Below are 22,042 nucleotides of genomic sequence, written 5' to 3'. Positions count from 1 at the left end.
TTGGGTAGTTTGTTGAGAGTCAACACAATAATAAAAAGTGGGCGGATTTGTTTTTCGAAAGCGAAGAAAGTATTTCTGAACAAATCTCCACCTTAGTGTTGCAACAGAAAAACATTTGTATTGGTAATGGTGCCATTTCCAATGTTTCATTAAGGTTTTGGCAACAGATTGCGCCTAAACATACTGGCAAATGATATTTCATTATCTAGTTCCGGCAAATATTTTCCGTCGTTAAAAAGCATTCTTGCGGCGGCACCAGTTGCTGGTACCGGTAGGACAATTGCATCGGGATTATATTTCCTGAATAGTGCTTCTTCCACTTTAACCCCCTCCATTCCGCCGATAAAAACAGCTGCATGAAATTTTTGGCTGGTAATCATTGCTTTCCGCATTGCGGCAAGACTTAGTTGTAGGTGGTTTTTCTTTGCTGGAATGACTCGGACGTCGCAAAAATCATTGTTCTCTATGGGCATTTGACCTTGAAAGAAGGAGCTTTGAAATATTGTAAGCCTGTCTTTTTCCAATTTGCAGTGTTCAACGTATAACGAGATTAGGGGGGTTATTGCCGGGTGGCCACCAAATGTAATCCGGCCAACTGGAAGAATAACCTCAATCAATGCCCTAATTGCCTCTCGGATTAAAAACACATCCGCTGTATCAAAGAAGTCACGATTACGGTCAGGTAACGGTACGCTAGCGGACAAAAATATTTCGATCATGACAGGCACTCCTTCAATGCCGCTGGCGCATCAGCCATGCTAACTGTACGAATAGGTAAATGTGAGTCGAGCCATCGAAGATGTTTGACCCAATTGTCGTGTAACCCTCTACTATCGTAAATTACCCAAATTGATTCGCTTGATTTTTTTTGCTCTGAAATTGAGTCGAATATCGCATTGATACGATCGGATGTGGGTCTACCAACCGCAGGAACTACCGCAAGATTTTTTCCTTGAGTCTCTAACGATATCCAACGCTGGGGTTGAACAGTAGGGACTAACTTAAGATCCCGTGCCGCGTCACAAAAGTTGTCGACAAGATGTGCATGTCTCAAGGCCATTGCTTCTGCTCTCAAATCCTCTGCTCTATCGCAAATTCGTTCCATTGTGGATTTTTTTATGCTGGCCCCTCGTCCAGGTGTAGTTCCACTGAAATCACCAGGCTCCAACTTCATATACCTGCTGAATGCATAGAAGTTATCCTCTAATTGTCCTGGCCAAAGAAGGTGAAGGGTTTGAATGCCTAGGAGATTTGCTTGTGCTAATTCAGCTTTGGTCCAGCGCCCTTCTCGAAAACCCGGCGTGTCTATCAGAACGATAACGTCAACATCAGACATTCGGTGCCATAATTCGGCCTGAAAGTCCACGGCGGGAGGTACAGATCTAACATCTATAAATACATCAAAGCCTCGTTTGTCCAGATTCTCGTAGATGCGATTTGCAAGGGGTTGGGAGCCTTTGCGCCGATAGCTAATGAAAATTCCACGATCTTTTCTGAGAAGTCGGAAGGTCTCGAAAATCAACGAGACAAGGCGGGATGATTTTGATCCATCTGCTGGAAGTATTAACACGTTTATGTGCTTTAGTTGTTCTGGTATTTCATCTTCTATTGCGTCTGCAGCAGACGCTATGGGGGCAATGACTATTGAGTCTTGCATTAGTTTGTTTAAAAAGGGTGGCATGGACTTTTCTTTGTGTCCAAAATAAACACCTATAGCCGGTTTCTTTCTGTCATATGAGTTGAAAGTAGATGATGTTAGAAATATAAGAGTTTCTTCACTGATTCCCAGATCTTTGGCTCGAGCGTGAACTGCACATTTCAATAGATCTAAACGAGAGTCCAGACTTCCCATGACAATTATTTGGTATGCCCATTGTGTCATTTTATGTTTCCAGAATTAAGTTGTTTTCTCTGTTCTGCATTTTTCTAATGATCAAAATTTTTAGTCAGGCTAAAAAGGAAAAGTTTAAAGTCAGCGTCCGACGAGTCCTGCTGCAGTTTCGATCCAGCCGCCAATGTCCTTTCTACCATTTTGTGATGTGAAGTCATAACTCATGTAATGTTTTGAGAGTTGAACGACACTAGTGGACTTGGGTGCTGCAAATCGCAGATCTTTCTCTGGGATTGCGAGAGTGTAATCTGAGTAAGGAATCCATTTTCCACCTTTCCATTCGGCAAGAAAAATTCCTCGCTCAGTTTTATATAGGCCCATTTGGGCTAGAGGGTCGGCTCCCTTTACTGATGTTTGTTTTGCTGCATTCTGCACTCCATGTATGTAAACAGTAAGCAAGCCATTTCCTTTTATTATACTGCGTGCGATTTCGTATCGAACCCACCGTCTGTTCCATGTATCGGTACCTGCGAGAATGCAGGTAACTGAAGTGTTCTCTAAACCATTGCGAAGAAATTTTTTAAGTGCGTCGTCGCTTTCTTTTTTTGATGCCTCGAAAACACTACTGTCAAAAAAACCCCTACTTATTTCTTCTGTGTCTCTCACGACCCAACTATTTCGGACGTTCCATGCACGCCATACGTCAGGTACATAGTGGTAGGAGAAAAACGTTCTACGTGGCAAGTACACCTCCTTGGGTGTAAAACCAATTTTAAGAAGCGCCTAAAATTTAGGCGCAGTATTGGGGTCGTTTTATCGGGCTTTAATCGCTTTGCTGACCCACTCTTCGATGTTTTCTTTGATGTGATCATACACATATGTACTAGTGGAATACGGTGGGTCGTAAATCGTGCCTTTAACTGTTTCTCCATCTACAGTGAGGCCGGCAAATGGATCTGAACCTTTTTTTGCTTGACCTCCGCTTGAATCTTTCAAGTTGTGAATGTAAATAGCGAGTATGCCTAGTCCATCTTTCCAGGCCTTTTTAATCTCATGTTTTATCCAGCGTCGACCCGCAGTGTTTTCACCGACAAGTACAACTAAGCACTCTTTACCCTTCATGTTGTCGGCAATCCATTTTTCGACGGCTTTATCCCCCTCTTGCTTTATCTCTTCCCATTTGTTGGAGGTGAGTAGGGGTTGTTCACTAATGGCGCCTATTTGTTTTACCTGTGATACGCGCCAGTTGTCGGGTTTGTAATGAAAGCTAAAGAAGCATTCCTTGGACATGGTTTTATCCTGCTCTACAAAGTAAAGGGGCGGATTATTTACAAATAGGTCTTTCACCTTTTATCCAAGAAATGAATTCGCTGCCATCGATTAATAACACCTTGAAAAGATGTCAGGTATTCAATTTTCTTATCCAAGAAGGTTTCCTCCAAATTTTTGCTCATACAGATGGTCTAGAGAGTATTTCTTAGGTGTTTCGGACTGAAGTTTAGCCCATTTTCTCAGATCCATATCAGAAATTGATTTAAGATGTGAAATATCCACAGGAAAATTGATGTACGATCTTTCTTCTATTGACTCAAATGATTGGTTGCCTGTTATAGAGTCAAGCGCGATGGCCATAGTACGTCTATGCGACTCTCGGGTTCTACGACGTAATAGTTTCGTCATAGCTATTTCTGAAAATATCCATGGAGAATCTGTATTACTTTTCCCCTTGATGTATTTGTCAACTTGAATGGAGTTTGGAGTGTTGACAAAAAAAATACTTTCACAGGTGTCCATCGTCTTGCTCAGAGCCGTAGAAAGCATCATATGGACATGACTAGTAGACCTGTTTCGATCTGAGTAATTATAAAAACTCTTGTCATCATTGTAACAATGAGCGTTATCAATAAGTCGCAATAACTTATTTGAATAGCCCCATATGCATGAATCAATAAAGCAATTCAATCCTAATTTAGCATTAAGCCATCCAGAGAGACCAATGATTCCCTCCTCATCCTTGTGAGAATGCGAAAGAAAAACTTGCGCATCTTCAACCGGTGGAAACCATTCTTCAATAATCTTGTCTGCTTCCAAAACACCATCAGCGTCTTTAAAGCTATCTAATTTGGATTCAAAGGATTTTTTGTGTGCGTTTTGAATAGATCTGCCATGGTTTACATAGGCTTCAAAATTTTCAAGATCTACGGTTAAATCAAATCCAGCGAACATTTTTCCTTCCTTAGTATTAATGTCAAATTATAAAGTTATGATTTGTTAGGTTTATCTCTATAGCTCAGAACTTCCGGGGCTATAAGTCAACTCACCTATGCCGGTAGTGGCAATATGCCTATGATCTCCAAATTCTTAGCGCAGATCAAGTCACCTCTGAGTTTTCGCGGGTTCTTGACTGACAGGTTTTGGTCCATAGCGATTGAAGCCGACGACTTCCTACCTTTTGGGATAACCTAAACTCATATTTAGCAGTGATACTGTTAGTGCAAAGCGGAGGCTTGGGTCATGGAAATTTCTTTGTTGTACAGAAGCGGCCCACGGCTGGCGAGAGCCGTAAAATATTTTATCTTCTAATCGTAGACGCTCGAACCGGCGAACGGCTAATGCATGGATTCTTGGATCAGCACCAGAGAGAAGAACAATGCCTACGACTGAACGCATTAGCCGCTCGAGAGCTGAAAAATCTCACTTCAGAAATAGACTGATTGTGCAGATGCAGCTGATCATAAAAAATTTGAGTATTCAGCTAAAGTACAGATGCTAGCCTTTCAAGTTGTATCTCCTTCAGCCCGTCTCTGAGTGGCTAAAGAGGAGGGCGCTTTCAAGCAACTTTTTACTCCCAGCATGCGATAACACTTCGACCCCCTCCTTTGACCAGAAGAAAACCTAGGTTGACCGTTTGCTTCTGGCCGATTGTCGCCTGTCACAATCCTCTGAATCCAGCACCCCAGTTCAAGATCTGGAACTACAGCACATGATCAAGTAATAGAAACCCGCATCAACGCGGGTTTTTTTTGGGGGTTGAAATTCGATCACTGGCCTTTGGAGGTATCAAACCCACGCTGCTCAATCACGCGAAACACATCACTCACATCCTGGATCATGATCCGGGCGATGTTGGTGACGGTGTTAATGTCGTTTTCCGCGTAGTCGGGGAGGCTGGTGCAGGCCATGAGGTTGAGGTACTTGAGGACGGCGCTGAGGCGTTCGCTGACGCAGTTATGGAGTTCTTGGAGTGGTGCATCGCTGTCGATGAGCAGGACGGGGTAGTCGGTGGCGAATTGGGACATGGGGGTGAAGCGGCGAGGCGGATTGTTCATTGTCATTGGATAAGATTCTTTATGAAGGGAATGAACTGCCACCTTTTTGCTGCGATACAAAATGGGTGGCAACTGTGCGCGGGTTCGCAGACCAGGAAAGAATCAAACCCGGCAGACTCGAAAGTCTCCCACGCACAGCCGCCATAAACTGCGACGCAGGCGAAGCTCGCCTGGGTGTCTTATGACGGTGCCGGCTGATTCTATTCTGTAGGGCTGCGAAACCCAATCGCTAACTGCGGTCAGCGACGGGTCGAATATAGGGGGCGATTTGGGTGTCTGCAAACAGGGGTGTAGGACCAAAATCCGTATTTTGTGGCTGATAGCGTGAACCGCGTTTGGTTGAGAAGCTGACGTGTATTCAGAGTTTGTTTAGTTTCAGGTGGGCAGTGCACGCCGGATTTGCGGCTGCTGCGCAGCCGAACGCAGGCTTCGCCAGCTGCTACGAGGGGCGGGTGTTGTTTAATGGTTCGGCAGGGTTTGGGTCGGCTTCGCCTCCCATCGGGAGCAAGTTCCCTCGTCACAGAGGGTGATTTCCCACACGATTTTCGGAGGTGAAAATCCAAGAAAAGCAGCTTCGGTGGCGTGCTGATTAAGCGTAGCTGGAGGCCGTTGACCGGAGAGGCATGGCTTCATTCATAGCTTTTCATAAACCACTTCGAAATCAGATCCAAGTTCGATTTGGATAATAGCGAGCAGGGCGTGCGCCGCAGAATCGAACCGTGTGTACTCCGCTGATTCCCAAGGGCCGGGATCTGGTGGGTAGTCCCAATTTAGAGATGTGTCATGCCAGCGTGTCAATTCATTCAGAGACGTTCGGGTTTCGTCAGTAAGCGGTAGCTGATCTTCAATTGGGCCTACCGAAAATTGTTCGCGTGCGGTTTCGTTCCCGCACCACAGCACCCCGCCACCCCATTCGAACATCAAGCGTATAAGGAATTTTTGTTTCATCGCGCTTTTCCAGTAGGGGGATAGTGCCCGAGATGGTAGCGGTGATTGTAAAGGGCAGCCATCAACAACCGCTGTTGAGACCTGAAGCAGATATCAGATATACCTGCAAAAGCAATTTGTGCTTTGAGCCAGTCAGAAACAACAAAGCCCCGAATCATCGGGGCTTTGTTCTTTGCGTTTGCGCAGTTCAAAAATCCTTACCGCACAGTATCCAACCTCATTGTCTGGCCTGCGGTGAGTGTGGGTTGTGATCGGTGTGTTTCGGTCCCGCCAGTGCCCACGCTATCAGCCCGAATAGCGGTACAAACACGATTACCACCATCCATACGAGTTTGTTGCTGGATTTGCCTTCGGCTTTTCGCACTTTGTTGATTGCCCATATCTCGACCAGCACAAGAATTGCGGCGAGTACGATCCAGATGGTTTCGGTTTGCATTGGTCACCCTCCTGATAGTCATTCAGTTAGGTGGGTGGGTGTGGGCGGGGTTCATTTAATTTCGGGTTTTGTGGAAGGGCGGGTGAAGCGAAAACGGGTTTGCTCGCGAAGGTATGGCAGTCGATAGGGATGTTGACTGTCAGGACCTCTTCGCGAGCAAGTCGAATCGTCGCACCGCCGCTCCCACAGGGGATTGGGTTCCAATTACAGACTGGTGGCCAGTTTCCCACTCGACAACCGGCGTTTGTAGGCCGTGTCGCGGTTGGCTAGCCAGTAGTAGAGCGGGGAGGTGATGAGTAGGCCTACCAGCCAGGACAAGTCAGCGCCGTTGATGTGTTCGGAGATGGGGCCGACGTAGAGTGGCGTGTTCATGAAGGGGATCTGCACCACGATGCCAATCGCGTAGGCCAACAGTGCCTGCGGGTTGTAGCGGCCATAGATCCCGCCATCGACTTTGAAGATCGAACCAATATCGTACTGACCTTTGTGAATCGCATAGAAGTCGATCAGGTTGATCGCGGTCCACGGCACCAGCACCACGAGCAGCACCAGCACCATGTCGACGAAGTGGCCGATGAAGTTGGCCGAGGCGCCGACGGCGGCGAAGCAGCAGGCGGCGAGGACGATGACCGAGAGTACGGCGCGGCTTTTGGCGGTCGGGATCCAGCGGTAGGCGAAGGTTTGCACCAGGGTGATCAGCGACAGCACGGCGCCGTACAGGTTGAGGGCGTTGTGGCTGATGACGCTGAGCAAAAACAGCACGAGCATTAACGGGCCGATGGAGCCGGTGGCGAGTTTGACCGCATCCATGGTGTCCATGCCGACCGGTGTGGCGAGCACGGCGACGGCGCCGAAGATGAACGAGAGGCTGGAGCCGAGGACGGTGCCCAGATACGTGGTCCAGAACGTTGCGGCCACGGGCACGTTGGCGGGCAGGTAGCGCGAGTAGTCGGAGACGTAGGGTGCGAAGGCGATTTGCCAGAGTGCGGCGAGGGAGACGGTGGCGAGCCAGCCGGAGATGTTGAAGCTGCCGCGGGTGAGGAAGTCGGCGGTCTGCACGTGGGTGAAGATGTAGCCGAAGCCCAGCACGATGCCGGCGCCGAGCACCCAGGTGCCGATGCGGTTGAGCACGTGGATGAAGCGGTAGCCGATGATGCCGATGATGCCGGAACCGAGGGCACCGATGACAATGCCGACTGGCACCGGCACGCTGTCGACCACGCCGTGCAGGGATTTGCCGGCGAGGACGATGTTAGAGGCGAAGAAACCGATGTACATGATGCCGGCGATCAGCACCACCAGCAGGGCGCCGAGGGAGCCGAACTGGGCGCGGCTCTGGATCATTTGCGGAATACCCATCTGCGGGCCTTGCGCCGAGTGCAGGGCCATCAGCACGCCGCCGACCAGGTGGCCGACGAGGATGGCGACGATGCCCCACACCAGGTTCAGGTGAAACATTTGCACGCCGAGGGCGCCGGTAACGATGGGCAGTGGCGCGATGTTGCCGCCGAACCAGAGGGTGAACAGGTCGCGGGTTTTGCCGTGACGATCTTCGGGCGGCACGTAGCCGATGGTGTGTTTTTCAATGAGCGGGGCGGAGGTTGTTGCAGCGGTAACCATGACGAACTCCAAGGCAATGTGAGTACGTGGACGTACTTCGGTGAGCGCTGCACGAGGGCTGCGCTTTTCTTGTTGGAGTTGATGATGGGCGGTGGGCGGGGAGAGATAAATTAGTAAGATTGTGGGTATAGACGTTAAAAAAAGTATGCCGGTTGGTCGCTGGAAAATTGAGGAGAATAGGGGGCGTTACGGATGCGATACTGTGGGAGCGGGCTTGCCCGCGATGGCAGTCTGTCAGCCAACTTAATATTGACTGTCAGGCCCTCATCGCGGGCAAGCCCGCTCCCACAGGGATTTCTGGTGTGTTCGGATGCTTTGCTAGCTGATCGACAGCAGCATCCGTTGCAGCATCGCATCGCAAGCGGTGAGTTGTTCAAGGCTGACGAATTCATCAGGTTTGTGGCCTTGGTCCATGCTGCCGGGGCCGCAGACGACGGTGGGGATGCCTGCTGCGTCGAACAGGCCGCCTTCGGTGCCGAAGGCTACGGTGCCGAATTCCCGGGAGCCGGAGAAAGCGGCAATCAACTCCGCCGCTTCGCTGTGCGCATCGGTCGCCAGACCGGGGTACGCCGACAGCTCACTGAAGCGGATCTCACTCTGTTCACTCACGGCCCGCATGCGCGGCAACACTTGTTGCTCGGCATAGGCCTTCAGTTCCTGCGCCACATCATTGGGATCAAACGAGGGCAGGGCACGGATTTCGAAGTCGAAGCGGCAATCGGCGGGGACGATGTTCAACGCCTTGCCACCCGAAATCACCCCGGTTTGCACGGTGCTGAACGGCGGATCGAATCGCGCATCATGAAGTTCCGGCGCTTTGAGCCGGTTGCCAATCCGCCCCAGCTCACCAATCAACTCAGCGGCATATTCAATCGAGTTGACCCCCAGCGGCGCATACGCCGAATGACACGCTTGCCCGTGAACATCACACCGCATCGCCAGTTTGCCTTTATGCCCGAGCACCGGTTTCAGCTCGGTCGGTTCGCCAATGATGCACAGCATCGGTTTGACCGGACGTTGTTCCAGTTCCGTCAGCAGCGAACGCACACCGAGGCAGCCGACTTCTTCATCATAAGAAAGCGCGATGTGCACCGGTACGCGTAGCGTGGCCTGCACCAGCGATGGCACCAGGGCCAGCACGCAGGCGATGTAGCCTTTCATGTCCGCCGTTCCGCGACCGTAGAGTTTGCCGTCGCGCTCGGTGAGTTCGAACGGCGCCACGGTCCACGGCTGGCCGTCGACGGGCACCACGTCGGTGTGCCCCGACAGCACGATGCCCGGCACATCCGCCGGGCCGAGGGTGGCGAACAGATTGGCCTTGCTGTGTTGCTCGTTGTAGACCAGCTCGCACGGCACATCGAAGCCCGCGAGGTAGTCGCGCACGAACTCGATCAGCTGCAGGTTGGACTCGCGGCTGGTGGTGTCGAACGCCACCAGCGTCTGCAACAACTCGCGGCTGTGGCTCATCGGTCGTCACCGGCGACGCCGTAGCCAGGGGATTTGTCCGGGGCCAGGGCGCGGTCGATGTAGTCCTGAACTTGTGGGCGATAGGCGTCCCACAGTTTCTCGAGCTCACCGATTGGGTTTTCGTCGGCCCAGTCGACCCGCAGGTTGATGATCGGCCACGTCAGTTCACCCACGACGATCATCGCCGCCGAATGCACCGGCCCGGCCTCACCGCCGGCGGCAATCGCGGCTTTCATGGCAGCGAGCAAGCGGTCGGCCAGCTGGCCTTCACCATGTTCGAACGCTTCAACCATCGCCTCGATTACCGAGCGGTCCGCGAGCATGTTGCCGGCCGCCACGCAGTGTTCACCGGACACCGCGTTGTGATTGCCCAGGGTCTGCGCGCCGCTGAAATGTGCGGTGCGGCCGAGGTGGTCGATGGCGGTGATTTGCCGGTACTGGCTGTAGCCGTTGCGGGTCAGGACTGTGTCCAGCGCCTCGGCCGGTGCGAGGCCTTGCTCCATCAGGGCGAGGGTTTCGGGGCCGAGTGAGGGCAGAGTGATGTTTTGCGTCGAGACTGCGCCGACACCCGGCAGCAGCCAGGGGCAACGAGCGCCGACAGCGATGCTGGAGGAACTGATCGCGATGCCGAACTGACCGGTTTCGGGGCAACGGGCGGCGATGGAGAAGGTCATGGTTTTGCTCCTTGGTTAAACCCTTGGCTGTTGCTGTGTCTGGGCGGGCCTGCTCGCGAAGGCCGCGACTCGGTCTTACTCAGGAATCACCGCAATCACATCAATCTCCATCAACCACTGCGGTTGCCCCAGTGCAGACACCACCAACCCGGTCGAAATCGGAAACACGCCCTTCAGCCACTTGCCCACTTCCTGATAAACCGGCTCGCGATACCGCGGATCAATCAGGTAAGTCGTGGTTTTTACGATGTGGCTCAGGTCGCTGCCAGCCTCTTCCAGCAACTGTTTGACGTTGCGCATCGCCTGCTCGGCCTGCGCACGCGGGTCGCCCAGGCCGACCAGGTTGCCTTCGAAATCGGTGCCGACCTGGCCACGAACATAAACGGTATTACCGGCCCGCACGGCTTGGCACAAATCATTGTCCAGGCTCTGGTTCGGGTAGGTTTGCTTGGTGTTGAACATGCGAATTCGGGTGTGGGTTGGCGTGGCCATGTGAAGCTCCTGAAAAAAGTATTAAGCGCTGACAGTGGTTTTATGGGCGACCGGCACGGCTTCAGCCTGACGCTGCGCCGCATCGTGGTAGTCGAGGTACGACCGCTGGATGGCGATGTGATCAGCCACGTATTTCGCGTCGTGCCAAACGCCCCAGATGAACGAAGACCCACGACGCGACTGCCACGGCAGGCCGAGGAAATAGACCCCTGGCTCGCTCGACACACCGCGCTGATGCTGCGGCTTACCGTTGTCGTCGAAAGCACTCACTTTGAGCCAGCTGTAATCGGTGGCAAAACCGGTGGCCCAGATGATCGAAGTCACGCCGGCCTTGACCAGGTCGAGCTCAAGAATCGGATTCGTCACGCACGCCGGATCAGGGAAAGTAATGCGTGCTTCAGGTTCTTCCGGCAGGTCCAGGCCGTTGCGCTCGATGTAGGCATCGGCAGCGTTAAGCAGCGCGAGATAGTTCTCGTCACCGCGCGCCAGGTTCTCGGCCAGGTTCGGCTGGAACGTCGCCACGCCGCCATTGAACGATTGGGTCAGGCCGACCAGGGTCATGCCGCGATGGGCAAGGCCACGGAAGTCGACAGTCTTGCCGCCATGGGCACCGCTGACCGCGATGGTCACGTGTTCCCGGCCGGGTTTCATCGCCGCCTGATCCCACTCGCCGAGCACGCCCAGCCACCAGCAGAAATCCCGGTTGCGATAAGCGCGAGGCGGGCGGTCGTGGGCACCGACCGAGAGGTAGACCTGCTTGCCCGAACGCTGCAATTCATCGGCGATCTGCACGCCCGACGAACCGGCACCCACCACCAGTACAGCGCCTTCCGGCAGTTGCTCGGGGTTGCGGTAATCGGCCGAGTGGATCTGAATGAATGGCTGATCTTTTGGCGCGATGGGTGGAATCACCGGTTTCTGGAACGGCCCGGTGGCCGCCACCACACGGTTGGCCTCGATCACGCCGTCGGAGGTTTCAATGGTGAAGCCTGGGCGGCCGACATTGCGCTTGACGCTCAGCACGTCCACGCCGGTGCGCACCGGGGCGTTGAATTTCTTGGCGTAGGCTTCGAAGTAGTCGGCGACACGTTCTTTCGGGGCAAAGCCGTCGGGGCTCAGGTCATCGAATTCCATGCCTGGAAAACGGTCGTGCCACGCTGGACCGTTGGCCACCAGCGAATCCCAACGCCCGGTGCGCCAGCGCTCGGCAATGCGGTTGCGCTCCAGCACCAGGTGCGGCACGCCGAGTTTGCTCAGGTGTTCACTCATGGCCACGCCAGCCTGACCGGCGCCAACGATCAGCGTGTCTGTTTTTGTTTTTTCTGTGGTCATCTCTTTACCCTTCGAAGTGGGATTCAGGTCGCTAATGGCCTGCCATCTCTTGGGGTCAAGACTAGGGATCACCCTGGTATCGGTAAAATATTATTAAGCTGGCATTTGAGTATAAATAACTGAGGCAGAGCGCCCGGACCCGCCTGGGCAGCGGGTTTGGCAGGAGGCGTGTCGAATGGCTACTGCGCTTTCCAGTGCCCGCCGCCCGATTCGCAGTCAATCTTCGCCTGACTCAGGTGTTCGGCACAGCAGTAGTACGTCGTGACCTGCGCGTTATCGGGGATGTTCAGCGAGGTGCAGTTTTTGTCCTTGCTGGTGGCAGCTTTTAGCCATGGCCAGCGCGGGGCTCAGGCAGGCGTGCAGAAGCAGAAGTCGGGTGTTCATCGGGATTTCCTCTCCCATGGCGCCTGACGTCGTCGAAGTCGGGCGCTATAGGATTTCGAAAACGCGATGGGCCGCAGGGTTCAATTCGATTTTTGATCCGCTGCAACCATAGGCCGGGGCCTTAATGCATCTTGCTGTGATCCATCGTGCCGAGAGCCCGCGCTTCGGCTTGCACTTCGATGGTTTCCTGCTCGCCCTTGGCGTTTTTCACGGTCAGGGTCAGCGGGACTTTATCGCCTTCCTTCACCTGGGCGGTCAGGTCAATCAGCATCACGTGGTAGCCGTGGGGATCCAGGGTCACAGGCTTGCCGGCCGGCAGCGCGACGGATTCGACCCTGCCCATTTTCATCACATCGTCTTTCATGCTCATTTGGTGAATCTGTACCGTTTTTGCCACCGGGGACTGAACGCTCAGCAGGGTGCTGTCGCTGTCAGCTTTCACGGTCATGAAGGCGCCGGTCGACGGTTGGCCGGCAACGGTCGCGCGAACCCAGGCGTCGTGAACCTCGGTTTGCGCCGACGCCTGGAACGCCAGGCCAATCAGCGACAGGCCCAGGGCCAGTTGTTTGATGCGTTGGAAGGATGGTGCAGTCATTAACAGACCTCCATGACGGTGAGCAGGTCTTCTGCGCACTCTTGGGCGGTAAGGGACGCGGACAGGCCCAGGCGCAAATTGCCTCGGGAGTCGAAGACATAGCTGGTCGCGGTGTGGGAGAGGGTGTAGCTGTCACCGTTCGGGACTTTTTCAAAGAACACGCCGAATTCCTTGGCGGTGGCTGCGGTTTCTTCCAGCGTGCCGTGCAGCGCTTCGAACGTCGGGTCGAAGGATTTGACGTACTTGTCGAGCATCTGCGGCGTATCGCGTTCAGGGTCGAGGGTGATGAAGATCACCTGGAGCTTTTCGCCATCGCGGCCCATCAGTTTTTTCGCCTGGGCGGCGCGGGCCAGGGTGGTCGGGCAGACGGCCGGGCATTGGGTGAAACCGAAGAAAATCATCGGCATCATCCCGCGATAGCTGGTCAGCATCCGGGTTTCGCCATCGACGTCCTTGAGCTTGAAGGTCCGGCCCATGATCTTGTCGCTGAGGTCCTTGCCGTACTTGAACGACAGCTTGCTGCTGTCATCACAACCGGCCAGCAGGCCGAGGCTCAACAGGCTCATGCCGCGCAGGACAGTGCGACGGGTATACAACGTATTCATGGGGGAAAATCCTGTGTCGCGACGTGAAATCTTGGGCGGCTGATGTATCAGACGAAAAATGCGCGTGGATCTTAACAAACTGTAGTGGTCCGCTGGTCATTGTCGGACCGGCGCGGGTGGCAGTACAGAGACAGAACCGGCAAAAAACCACATATCAGATGCGATCCCTGTAGCAGCGGACACAATCTCCTCGCCGTTGCGTTACGGCTGCTAAGCTTCGACCTTGCAGCGTCCGAGCCTTCCCCGGCGGGGGCATTGCAGAGGTTCAAGGAGTACGACTTCAGTATCCATTCCACCTCAAAAAGAGGTGGCGAGTGATTGTCGATAACCTGCACGGAGGCAGGCAATGGTAATCAAGCACGTTGGCAATTCAAGTGCCGAGGGTGTTCCCGAGCCACTTGATCGTGAAGAAATGGAGCGGGTGCTGGCGCAGCTGTTGGCCAGCCCGGTGTTTGCCAAGTCCAGGCGGATGGGCGATCTGCTGCGCTTCCTGGTCGATCATGACCTTCAACATCCGAACACTGCGCTCACTGAGCACGCCATCGGCCTGGCGGTGTTTCGCCGTGATCCGGCGATTTACTGCACTGGCGACGATCCGGTGGTGCGTGTGCAGGTGGGGCGATTGCGCCGCAAACTTGCGGCGCATTACGCCACCAGCGGTCAGCAAGACCCGATACACCTGAGCCTTCCGGCTGGATGTTATCGCCTCGCCTATCAACGACTTCGGCCCAAGGCGATCGCGGCGCGCCACCCGGTGTTACAGATTCAGCCGTTCACCTGCATCACCCGCGACGGCGACGACTTTGCCCGGGGCTTGTGTGAAGAGCTGAGCTGCAGGCTGTTCGAATCGTTCGAGCAGACACAAAGCCATGGCAATCACGTATTGATGAAGGTGCCACGCAGCAGCGTCAAAGCCTCGGACCTGGTGCGGGCCGGGCGCGGCAATTATTCACTGGAGGGCAGTGTGCGGGTTGAGTCGACCCGGGTTCGGGCTTCGGTGCGCTTGATTGATGTGGCACAGGGGCGGATTCGCTGGTCAGAACAGTTTGATCGCAATCGACCTTACGGCATCGCCACGCAGGAGGATCTGGCGGAGTCGATTTGCCAATCGTTGACGGGGTATTTCGCCCGTGGCGGCAGTGACGCTTGAGTAGACGGGGCAACCGCGAGGTTGCCCCGGTTGCAGGTTTTACACGACGGTCCAGCTGCCTCCGGAGTAGAGGCGGGTGGCATTGTTGTCGAACGTCAGGTCGATTTCGACGGATTGTGAGCGCGACGTGCTGAACATGGTGCTGGTCTGCACGTTCTGTTCGAACCACACCAATAGGGTTTCGATCGGGGTCAGCGCCGTAGAGCCGAGGACCACTGGGTTGGAGGCCACGTAGATCGGGGTGCTGACCTGCTTGCCATCGATGCCGGTGGACAATTGGCTGACGCCAGGGTGGATATTGCCGTAATTGTTGATCAGGGTGATCGACGTGTCAGGGCCGCCGCTCGTCGCCGGGCCCATCAACCCCGAATTGTCGAGTATTGACTGTTGACCCAGACCAATCGTGACGATGTTGGTCGAGACTTCCACTTGCACGTTGGCCTGGAACGTATTGGAACCAAACAGCTGATACTGCGGGGTCCAGCTGAAGGTGTTGTTGCTCAGGTATTGGACATAGGACTGCCAGACCACATTGTAGGCTTCGTTACCGACCTTCTTGGCGAAACACAACTTATAGCCTGATTGTTTCAGCGTAGTCAGGTCGCCGGCGGCGATCTGGATTTTGACCGATTTTTGAGTGGCCGCCAGCGTCGATGTCAGGACCTTGGCGTAGTCAGTGCTTTTCAAGGCTGTTGGAGCGGCCAGCAGCGATTTGATGGCGGCCTGCACGTTGTCATGAAGTGTTTGTTGATGCTCGCTTACTGCAATGGATTTGCTCATGGTTTCCCTATTCCTTGGTGTGGTGTGTCGGGCAATCAATGGCTCATTGAGCACATCGACGGCTTCACTGTAGGCGGGCGGAGCGGGGCGGCGAAGTGTCTTGGCGTTACAGCCGGAGGGCTCATCAACACGGTTCCAGCCCGGCAGGTAACAGCGCGTGTAACGGCGGAGTATCAAGCGATGAAACAGCGGGGAGGCCTTTCGACCGCCCCGCCGTGGCCTCAGTGCGCGGCCGCACTCACCGTTGCGTCAGCAAAGGTGAAGTTCCAGCTGGTGCGTTTGCCTTTGGCGACCTCGATCAGCTTGTTCTCGAACACCGTGTGATTGACCAGGCCGGTATAGGTCATTTTTCGGCTGGCGTTGTCGCCGGTCACGTCACCCGGCTTGCCGCCGGACTCGACCATGGCCTTTCTCAGATCTGCTTCCGAAGGGACGCTGCTCTGGTTTTTTTCAACAATGACGAAACTCATGATGTCACCTCTTCCGTGATGGGGGGATCGGCGGGCAGCCGGGCCGAACGTCCGTGCCTGCACACCGAAGGCACTACTCTATTGGCCGGCCAGGCCCCGCAGAAGTGACAACACGGTCGCTAAGGTAACAGCGTGAAGATCGTCGGAATCAGCCACGTAACAATGGCGTATCAACCGACGCCGTCACGGCGCAATGAAAGCGCGTATCGCTTGAATGGTCGCCGCCGGCGCTTCCTCCATCAGCCAGTGCCCGGCGCCCGGGATCACCACTTCGATGACGTTGTCGGCGGCGTTGCGCATCACGATGGCTTCATTGGCCCCAAAAGATTTTTCACCGCCGATGGCCAGTACCGGCATGGTCAGCCGTGTCTTCATCGACGCTTCGTTGTCCACCGCGTCCTGACGAATGCTGCGGAACTGCGCGAAGGCCGCGTGCATCACGCCGGGGCGGGCATAAAGCTTGGCGTAATGCTGACGGGTGGCCTCATCGACTTTGCTGCGGTCGCCCGCAAATTCGTTCCAGAAGCGGTCCAGGTAGATGCGTTCACGACCCGCCACCAGACGCTCAGCGTCCGGTCCGCCAAAGTCGAAATGCCACAGCATCGGCGAGCGGACGATGTCGTTCCAGGGCGGAATGCCGGGCACCGGCGCATCCATCACCACCAGGCGATCGGTCAGTTGCGGATAACGCGAGGCGTAGGCGAAGGCGACCATGGTGCCGATGTCATGGCCGATGACTACCGAATGCTCGATCCCCAGCGCCGCCAACACTCCACGGACGTCGCCGGCCTGGGTCTTCTTGTCATAGCCGCTCTCCGGGATCGCCGACAGCCCGAGCCCGCGCAAGTCCGGCACCACCACGGTGTGATCCTTGACCAGGTCCGCCGCCAGTGGCGCCCACATGTCGCCGGTGTCACCAAAACCATGCAGCATTACCACGGCCGGCCCTTTGCCGCCGACGCGCACGTGGATTTTGACGCCCTCGACCGTGATGTCCTGGGTATGAAAAGCGCTGGGGAACGGAGTGATCCCGGCCAGTGCCGGGAGGCTGAGTGCAAGCAGCAATGAGGCGGTCAGCAAGGTGCGTAGCATGGCGGTCTCTCCCTAGGTACGCGTGGGAAGTGGCGTACCTGAAGCAGCGTAGACCGCTTTACGGCACGCGTTTTTCCATGGTTGCCTTCAGCGCCTCGGTCACCAGCGCCACCACAATCGGCTCCGACGTCGAGCGCATCTCTCCACCGACGGTGGCTTGCTGGGCTTTTACTTTTTCCACGTATTGCGAGGCCGGACCATCAGCGACGAGCGATGACAGTTCTTCTTCGGAGAATGACTTCTCATAAGCCCGCGCCAGGTTCTCGTCCCATTCGGGCTGGTACTTGGGCAGCAACGCGGTGATTTCTTCGGAGACGATGCGGTTGGCGTCATCAGCTCCCAGCTTCTCGGCAATCATCGACCAGGACACCGTTGCCTTCGCCGTCGACAGGGCGATGGCCGGGAGGTTGCTGCCCATGTGCGCTTTGGCGACCAAGGTGCGCGCTTCATTCAGGGCCGGGGTGTCCGCAGCGGCAGGATTTGAAAGTGTGAAGAGCAGCGTTAATGCGAGGGCGGTAGTAGAAATCCGATGCACGATTGGGCTCCGTGGTTGGGGAAACAGGGACATCAGACCAGCGTAGACCAGGCCCATCGACCCACCATTGGTTTAATCAATAATCACCATCAAGGAATGCAAGTTCTGTTTTTCCGCCATGGGAGGAGGATAGCCACATACCGAATTCGCCTTTGAAGGAACCTGTGCGATGAGAATGTCTACCTTGCTGGCTTTTGTCGCCGTATTCACCGGCAGCGTCGCCGCCACCGTGCCGGCCTACGCGGCTGAGCCGGCTTGCCATTTCCCCCCTGTAGCGGACAGCACCGCCAGCCTGCAACATGCCCAGTCAGTGGGCGTGCTCTACAGCGAAAACACCGTCAACACCCTTCAATACCTTGAGCAATACCATGCGGTGGCGGTGAATGGCGCCAAGAACCCGCAGCTGGATTCGCGCATCAGCAGCGCGTTCGTCAACAGCTCCGATCCGAAACTGGCGATCAACTGGCTCATGGGCTCGCTGCAAAAACAGTTCGGTTCTGTGACGGTCTACGACAACCTCGACGCATTGGTACAAGCCCACCCCGACGTGGTGGTGATGCTGGACACCTACAGCCGCCTGGTGTCCAAGCGCAATAATCAGGTCGAAGCGCGTTTCATGGCCAAGTTCTACGATGCGAATCTGCAGTACATCGGCCAGGCCGAAGGCTCGCGCGCACAACAAATGCCTTCGGTTTGGGTGCACGGCAAAGCGGCGCCGGACATTGCTGCGCAGATCGACCGGCAAACCGAATTGCAGGTGAATGCGCTGAAGCAGTTTGATGCTTCGCTGAAGGCGTTGATGACCTCCGGCAACGTGGCGCAGGTGGCGAGTAACTAAACCTTGGCTGGTGTTCAGTTCAACTCTTTCAGAAAGGCCGACGCGGCAAATCCATCGATCAGGCCATCACCTTGAAGGTCGATACTCGACCACTCGGTGTTGGCCGGTTTGGCGATCACTTGCTGACCGGGCTTCAAGCTACTCACTACGCTGTACTCGGTTCCTGGGCCACCACGCAGCCTTAGACTTGTGCGCGCTATCACTTCGTGAGTGGCGGCAACCGGAGGTAGCGTATCGGTCGACGATTCGACCGCAAGCACGAACGCCCCGAAGTCGTCGGTGTGTTGGGGGTTGATCAGGTTGAAGTCGAGGTCCAGGCCGCCCAGTTTCGCCGCCGGGGCTTTTTGCTGAATGTGATAGGCGCCATTCTTTATCGCCTCCTTCGTGCCACGAAACCCGGAAGACATCGCCAGCCAGATCAGTGAGCACAAGTTGCTTTTGGACAACGCGCTGGCAGTAGCGCCCGAGCCATAGACACCGACCCGATAAGCTGGCTGGCCGCCGGAAACCTCGTTGAACGCCCGCTGCACTCCCTGGAAATACGGGACGATGTTGCTGGTGATTTCGTTGGCGCTGGCATCAAAGTCGACGGAGAAATAGATGCCTGACCCGTCAGGTTGGCCTATGTCGTTGTGGGCATAGCGGTAGGCTCTGCGTCCCGCCTCATAACCTTTGATTTCGGAAAAGTCGTCGGCGTTGTTTTGTCGCTGTTGGAATACCACGGCGATGTTCATTCCTTGTGCACAAATTGATTGCGCCTCAATAAGCGTCAAACACTTGTCAGGGAACGTTCTCGAGTTGCTGAAGTTGTAGTAACGAATAATGGTTTGTACATTTTCTTTCGCCAGGTTGCGCAGTTTTGATGTGGTGTTGTAGGGGGTGTCGATAATGAGCATGATAAGTTTCCTTTTCGTGATGGCGCACTTATGCCAAGTGCGAGAGTCGATGGTTTTCGCTCAGACATTAATAAGAGGCGCGTTTTACGAGTCCGTCAACACACGTAAATATTTATACTTTAAATAGGTGTAATGGAGTTGAGTCAGTTGTTAAGTTGATGTAACAAAGTTTGATAAGTTTCTGAGAGGTTTAAGCGTGCACTATTTTTTGTGCGTGCGTTTGCATGTATTTTTGCTGGGTATTGCAGTCCGGAAAAGTGTTTGGAGTTATCGCGATCTGTTATCAGCCCCGGTTCTCCGGTCACTCAATCGAATGCTGAACGGCGGCCCACCCTCCACCGGTTTTGAGGTGATGACATAGCGGCAGGAGCAGGGGCGCTCACCTTGGGCGATCCGGATAAAGGCCGGTCGTATTTTTTTCCTGAGTACATCAATCAAATTACCCAGGGTGCCAAGCACTTCCACTTGCATATACGTGTTAACGTTTTTGCCGAACAGGGTCAGGTTTTTCCGTCAAACAGTATTTCCATGTCGACAAATCCGCTGGCGCGAGTGTTGCGCATCTTGTCTGGGCGGCTGATGACGGTTGTGCGAAGCGGGTAGTGCACGTTTCTGCTTCTTTTTGGTGGTGGCTTCGTAGTCGGTGTTGTAATTGAACGATATGTTCTTTTGCGCTGACATATAGTCGGACCTGCTCTTAAGCAGGTTTTTAGCGTACACCTCGTCGGGCGATCTTTTTCATGGAAGTTTACCGCTTGGCACTGCCGGGTTGCCAAGCGTGGACTTATAACATTAGTCGCGCGCCCGATTATTCGGTCTATTGAATGACGGCGTTCAGCAAGCGACTCACGGCTTCTGCCTCGACCGCTCCTTCGGCACCACCTTCGGCAAACACCGCGCAACTCGCGGTGTGATCACCTTCACCGCAACGATAAACCGCGATCACACTGCCCGGTCCGCCGCCGGTGTGTCCGCTTAATACTAGCCCACCCTCGACCGCGCCTTGCATCAGGCCAAGCGCGTAACCCGGCGCAACCCACGGACGCCCGGCTATCGGCCCGCCAAGCGTGCGAGCCGTCTGCATCTCGCGCAGTAACGCCGGCGGCAGGGTCTGGCCGGTCAGTAGACGATCAAGGCAAACAGCGGCTTGATCCAGCGGGCCAACCAACAGCCCGTGATAAACCCAGCCCGGGTCGTACGCTGGCGCGGTGCCCATGTTCACGTCTTGCAGGTCGGCAGGCGTTGTGGCGAGGCGTATACCTGATAAACCGAGGGGTGAAAAAACCATTCGGGTCAACGCTTCTTCCAGTGCAAGACCGCTCAGGCGTTCGATGATGTTCGCCACGTACAGGTAACCAACGTTGGAATAGCCCCAGCCGTCACCGGGCGTGTAGCGCAACCGGGTCGCGTCCAGCCGGCGCAGCATTTCCTCGGTGGGCAGGGAACTGTCACCGCAGGGTGGACAGGCGTGGGCATTGAACCGTTTGAGACAAGGGCGAAAAGCATGGGGCATGGCTGCTCTGGACGAAGGCGCCGTGGAAGTTTGCCAGAAACCTAATCAATCGCCGACTCGATTGTGTTTTTCCGGTGGCTTGGCTAATCTCGCGAAAACACGCAAAAACAGGCATAAACATGCAAGATCAGCACGCTGTATCCGAGCTACCTTCCGTGCGCCGGCAGAAAATCCTCCTGATACTTGAACGCGACGGCAAGGTCATGGCTTCTGAGTTGAGCCAGCATTTCGCCGTGTCCGAGGACACCATCCGCCGTGACCTGTCAGAGCTCGCCAGCGCAGGACTGGTGCAACGGGTGCATGGCGGGGCGTTGCCGCGTCCTAAAGACACCGGCAAGGATTTCTTCACCCGGGTCGGTGAAACCGATGAGGTGAAAACGCGCCTGGCGCAACTCGCCGCGCGCCGGGTGAAGGATGGCCAGATTGTGCTGTTCGATTCAGGGAGCACCACGTTGCAGATCGCGCGGTCCCTGCCGGCGGACATTGCCATCACGGCAATTACCGCGTCGCCGATGATCGCTATCGCGTTGGCCGACTACAAACGCGTCAAAGTGATTCTTGCTGGTGGGCAACTTAATCCCGCGACAATGTCGGCCAGCGGCCATGAAACCCTGAGGCTGATCGAGGGGATCAAGGCTGATCTGTTATTCACTGGGGTGTGCGCGATTCACCCGGAAGTCGGCATCAGCTCGCTGCATTTCGATGAGGTGCCGGTGAAACAGGCGATGCTCAATAGCGCGTCTCACGTAGTGGCGGTGACCATGGCGGACAAACTGGGGGCGGTGGAGCCGTTTGTGGTTGCACCGTGCAATCGCCTCCACACGCTAATCACCGAGCAACAGGTGGCGTCGGGCAACGTTGAGGATTATCAGCGGTGGGGTATTGAAGTGATTCAGGTCGATGCCTGAGCTCAGCCATGACCCAGTGCAATCGCAAATGACACGACGATGAAGCAGGCAAAGGCAAAATTCAGGTTCATGAGGGTGTCGTCCGACTTATCCGAGATGGCGACATCTTGAATAGGCCGGGGACAAATAAAAAATTCGGCTTCGTGA

General features: G+C 55.0%; 24 protein-coding genes. 3 read left to right on the top strand and 21 right to left on the bottom strand.

The window, feature by feature from the left end; translation table 11 throughout:
- Positions 1–149: 149 nt before the first annotated feature.
- The 15 genes from J2X66_RS00345 to J2X66_RS00275 form a co-directional block, all read right to left on the bottom strand.
- Positions 150–719 carry a hypothetical protein gene (locus J2X66_RS00345; RefSeq protein WP_310259386.1) on the bottom strand — a complete coding sequence of 190 codons (570 nt, stop codon included), beginning with the start codon at positions 717–719 and terminating at the stop codon, positions 150–152.
- The gene (locus J2X66_RS00340; protein WP_310259383.1) at positions 716–1,882 is read right to left on the bottom strand and encodes a toll/interleukin-1 receptor domain-containing protein; all 1,167 of its coding nucleotides are present in this window, start codon (positions 1,880–1,882) and stop codon (positions 716–718) included. Before J2X66_RS00340 ends, J2X66_RS00345 begins: the two co-directional genes overlap by 4 nt.
- A 90-nt stretch (positions 1,883–1,972) precedes the next feature.
- On the bottom strand, positions 1,973–2,575 hold the full coding sequence (locus J2X66_RS00335) for a TIR domain-containing protein (protein ID WP_310259380.1): 603 nt from the start codon (positions 2,573–2,575) through the stop codon (positions 1,973–1,975).
- 69 nt (positions 2,576–2,644) lie between these two features.
- Entirely contained in the window at positions 2,645–3,178 is a 534-nt protein-coding gene (locus tag J2X66_RS00330) for a TIR domain-containing protein (protein WP_310259377.1), read from the bottom strand.
- Positions 3,179–3,250: 72 nt separating this feature from the next.
- A complete protein-coding gene (locus J2X66_RS00325; protein ID WP_310259374.1) occupies positions 3,251–4,057 on the bottom strand; it encodes a hypothetical protein in 807 nt (268 codons plus the stop codon).
- Positions 4,058–4,872: 815 nt separating this feature from the next.
- Positions 4,873–5,166: a fructose-bisphosphate aldolase gene (locus J2X66_RS00320; protein WP_310259372.1), complete on the bottom strand. Its 294-nt coding sequence runs from the start codon at positions 5,164–5,166 to the stop codon at positions 4,873–4,875.
- Positions 5,167–5,793: 627 nt separating this feature from the next.
- Positions 5,794–6,108, bottom strand: a complete 315-nt coding sequence (locus J2X66_RS00315) for a hypothetical protein (protein WP_310259368.1) — start codon at positions 6,106–6,108, stop codon at positions 5,794–5,796.
- A gap of 217 nt (positions 6,109–6,325) precedes the next feature.
- Positions 6,326–6,544: a PLD nuclease N-terminal domain-containing protein gene (locus J2X66_RS00310; protein WP_310259366.1), complete on the bottom strand. Its 219-nt coding sequence runs from the start codon at positions 6,542–6,544 to the stop codon at positions 6,326–6,328.
- 204 nt (positions 6,545–6,748) lie between these two features.
- Positions 6,749–8,164, bottom strand: a complete 1,416-nt coding sequence (locus tag J2X66_RS00305) for a cytosine permease (protein ID WP_310259363.1) — start codon at positions 8,162–8,164, stop codon at positions 6,749–6,751.
- Between the two features lie 318 nt (positions 8,165–8,482).
- On the bottom strand, positions 8,483–9,631 hold the full coding sequence (gene argE, locus J2X66_RS00300) for an acetylornithine deacetylase (RefSeq protein ID WP_310259360.1): 1,149 nt from the start codon (positions 9,629–9,631) through the stop codon (positions 8,483–8,485).
- Positions 9,628–10,305 carry a DUF1028 domain-containing protein gene (locus J2X66_RS00295; RefSeq protein ID WP_310259357.1) on the bottom strand — a complete coding sequence of 226 codons (678 nt, stop codon included), beginning with the start codon at positions 10,303–10,305 and terminating at the stop codon, positions 9,628–9,630. The genes argE and J2X66_RS00295 overlap by 4 nt, the downstream gene beginning before the upstream one ends.
- A gap of 75 nt (positions 10,306–10,380) precedes the next feature.
- Positions 10,381–10,797 (bottom strand): RidA family protein, encoded by a 417-nt coding sequence (locus J2X66_RS00290; protein ID WP_310259354.1) that lies wholly within the window; start codon positions 10,795–10,797, stop codon positions 10,381–10,383.
- 21 nt (positions 10,798–10,818) lie between these two features.
- Positions 10,819–12,165 carry a flavin-containing monooxygenase gene (locus J2X66_RS00285; protein WP_405046761.1) on the bottom strand — a complete coding sequence of 449 codons (1,347 nt, stop codon included), beginning with the start codon at positions 12,163–12,165 and terminating at the stop codon, positions 10,819–10,821.
- 469 nt (positions 12,166–12,634) lie between these two features.
- The gene (locus J2X66_RS00280) at positions 12,635–13,108 is read right to left on the bottom strand and encodes a copper chaperone PCu(A)C (RefSeq protein WP_310259346.1); all 474 of its coding nucleotides are present in this window, start codon (positions 13,106–13,108) and stop codon (positions 12,635–12,637) included.
- Positions 13,108–13,713 (bottom strand): SCO family protein, encoded by a 606-nt coding sequence (locus tag J2X66_RS00275; protein ID WP_310259343.1) that lies wholly within the window; start codon positions 13,711–13,713, stop codon positions 13,108–13,110. Before J2X66_RS00275 ends, J2X66_RS00280 begins: the two co-directional genes overlap by 1 nt.
- 346 nt (positions 13,714–14,059) lie before the next feature.
- On the opposite strand from J2X66_RS00275, the gene J2X66_RS00270 reads away from it, so the two are divergent.
- Positions 14,060–14,863 (top strand): hypothetical protein, encoded by an 804-nt coding sequence (locus J2X66_RS00270; RefSeq protein WP_310259340.1) that lies wholly within the window; start codon positions 14,060–14,062, stop codon positions 14,861–14,863.
- A 39-nt stretch (positions 14,864–14,902) separates the two neighbouring features.
- Here J2X66_RS00270 and J2X66_RS00265 read toward each other — a convergent pair whose 3' ends face one another.
- From J2X66_RS00265 to J2X66_RS00250, 4 genes are all read right to left on the bottom strand, one after another.
- Positions 14,903–15,643 (bottom strand): hypothetical protein, encoded by a 741-nt coding sequence (locus J2X66_RS00265; protein ID WP_310259337.1) that lies wholly within the window; start codon positions 15,641–15,643, stop codon positions 14,903–14,905.
- Positions 15,644–15,864: 221 nt separating this feature from the next.
- Positions 15,865–16,113, bottom strand: a complete 249-nt coding sequence (locus tag J2X66_RS00260) for a hypothetical protein (RefSeq protein ID WP_310259334.1) — start codon at positions 16,111–16,113, stop codon at positions 15,865–15,867.
- Positions 16,114–16,296: 183 nt separating this feature from the next.
- Positions 16,297–17,205 carry an alpha/beta hydrolase gene (locus J2X66_RS00255; protein WP_310259331.1) on the bottom strand — a complete coding sequence of 303 codons (909 nt, stop codon included), beginning with the start codon at positions 17,203–17,205 and terminating at the stop codon, positions 16,297–16,299.
- A gap of 58 nt (positions 17,206–17,263) precedes the next feature.
- Positions 17,264–17,740, bottom strand: coding sequence for a hypothetical protein (locus J2X66_RS00250; RefSeq protein ID WP_310259328.1), 477 nt, complete (start codon positions 17,738–17,740; stop codon positions 17,264–17,266).
- Between the two features lie 169 nt (positions 17,741–17,909).
- Between J2X66_RS00250 and J2X66_RS00245 the strand changes: the two genes are divergently transcribed.
- Positions 17,910–18,578: an ATPase gene (locus J2X66_RS00245; protein ID WP_310259326.1), complete on the top strand. Its 669-nt coding sequence runs from the start codon at positions 17,910–17,912 to the stop codon at positions 18,576–18,578.
- A 14-nt stretch (positions 18,579–18,592) separates the two neighbouring features.
- Here J2X66_RS00245 and J2X66_RS00240 read toward each other — a convergent pair whose 3' ends face one another.
- Both J2X66_RS00240 and J2X66_RS00235 read right to left on the bottom strand, forming a co-directional pair.
- A complete protein-coding gene (locus tag J2X66_RS00240; protein WP_310259323.1) occupies positions 18,593–19,474 on the bottom strand; it encodes a glycoside hydrolase domain-containing protein in 882 nt (293 codons plus the stop codon).
- Between the two features lie 817 nt (positions 19,475–20,291).
- On the bottom strand, positions 20,292–20,987 hold the full coding sequence (locus J2X66_RS00235) for a serine hydrolase domain-containing protein (protein WP_310259322.1): 696 nt from the start codon (positions 20,985–20,987) through the stop codon (positions 20,292–20,294).
- Between the two features lie 119 nt (positions 20,988–21,106).
- Between J2X66_RS00235 and J2X66_RS00230 the strand changes: the two genes are divergently transcribed.
- Positions 21,107–21,895 carry a DeoR/GlpR family DNA-binding transcription regulator gene (locus J2X66_RS00230; protein WP_310259320.1) on the top strand — a complete coding sequence of 263 codons (789 nt, stop codon included), beginning with the start codon at positions 21,107–21,109 and terminating at the stop codon, positions 21,893–21,895.
- The last annotated feature ends 147 nt before the right edge of the window (positions 21,896–22,042 follow it).

The sequence above is a fragment of the Pseudomonas sp. 3296 genome (assembly GCF_031456615.1).
In the GTDB taxonomy this organism is placed as follows: domain Bacteria; phylum Pseudomonadota; class Gammaproteobacteria; order Pseudomonadales; family Pseudomonadaceae; genus Aquipseudomonas; species Aquipseudomonas mucoides.
Note: the sequence above shows the minus strand (reverse complement) of the source record. Positions and strands in the feature narration are given on the sequence as shown.

Bases quoted from the DNA above. Each gene is read 5' to 3' on its own strand.
- J2X66_RS00345 (WP_310259386.1), bottom strand. From the start codon at position 719: ATGATCGAAATATTTTTGTCCGCTAGCGTACCGTTACCTGACCGTAAT.
- J2X66_RS00340 (WP_310259383.1), bottom strand. From the start codon at position 1,882: ATGACACAATGGGCATACCAAATAATTGTCATGGGAAGTCTGGACTCT.
- J2X66_RS00325 (WP_310259374.1), bottom strand. From the start codon at position 4,057: ATGTTCGCTGGATTTGATTTAACCGTAGATCTTGAAAATTTTGAAGCC.
- J2X66_RS00320 (WP_310259372.1), bottom strand. From the start codon at position 5,166: ATGACAATGAACAATCCGCCTCGCCGCTTCACCCCCATGTCCCAATTC.
- J2X66_RS00315 (WP_310259368.1), bottom strand. From the start codon at position 6,108: ATGAAACAAAAATTCCTTATACGCTTGATGTTCGAATGGGGTGGCGGG.
- J2X66_RS00310 (WP_310259366.1), bottom strand. From the start codon at position 6,544: ATGCAAACCGAAACCATCTGGATCGTACTCGCCGCAATTCTTGTGCTG.
- J2X66_RS00305 (WP_310259363.1), bottom strand. From the start codon at position 8,164: ATGGTTACCGCTGCAACAACCTCCGCCCCGCTCATTGAAAAACACACC.
- argE (WP_310259360.1), bottom strand. From the start codon at position 9,631: ATGAGCCACAGCCGCGAGTTGTTGCAGACGCTGGTGGCGTTCGACACC.
- J2X66_RS00295 (WP_310259357.1), bottom strand. From the start codon at position 10,305: ATGACCTTCTCCATCGCCGCCCGTTGCCCCGAAACCGGTCAGTTCGGC.
- J2X66_RS00290 (WP_310259354.1), bottom strand. From the start codon at position 10,797: ATGGCCACGCCAACCCACACCCGAATTCGCATGTTCAACACCAAGCAA.
- J2X66_RS00280 (WP_310259346.1), bottom strand. From the start codon at position 13,108: ATGACTGCACCATCCTTCCAACGCATCAAACAACTGGCCCTGGGCCTG.
- J2X66_RS00275 (WP_310259343.1), bottom strand. From the start codon at position 13,713: ATGAATACGTTGTATACCCGTCGCACTGTCCTGCGCGGCATGAGCCTG.
- J2X66_RS00270 (WP_310259340.1), top strand. From the start codon at position 14,060: ATGGTAATCAAGCACGTTGGCAATTCAAGTGCCGAGGGTGTTCCCGAG.
- J2X66_RS00265 (WP_310259337.1), bottom strand. From the start codon at position 15,643: ATGAGCAAATCCATTGCAGTAAGCGAGCATCAACAAACACTTCATGAC.
- J2X66_RS00260 (WP_310259334.1), bottom strand. From the start codon at position 16,113: ATGAGTTTCGTCATTGTTGAAAAAAACCAGAGCAGCGTCCCTTCGGAA.
- J2X66_RS00255 (WP_310259331.1), bottom strand. From the start codon at position 17,205: ATGCTACGCACCTTGCTGACCGCCTCATTGCTGCTTGCACTCAGCCTC.
- J2X66_RS00245 (WP_310259326.1), top strand. From the start codon at position 17,910: ATGAGAATGTCTACCTTGCTGGCTTTTGTCGCCGTATTCACCGGCAGC.
- J2X66_RS00240 (WP_310259323.1), bottom strand. From the start codon at position 19,474: ATGCTCATTATCGACACCCCCTACAACACCACATCAAAACTGCGCAAC.
- J2X66_RS00235 (WP_310259322.1), bottom strand. From the start codon at position 20,987: ATGCCCCATGCTTTTCGCCCTTGTCTCAAACGGTTCAATGCCCACGCC.
- J2X66_RS00230 (WP_310259320.1), top strand. From the start codon at position 21,107: ATGCAAGATCAGCACGCTGTATCCGAGCTACCTTCCGTGCGCCGGCAG.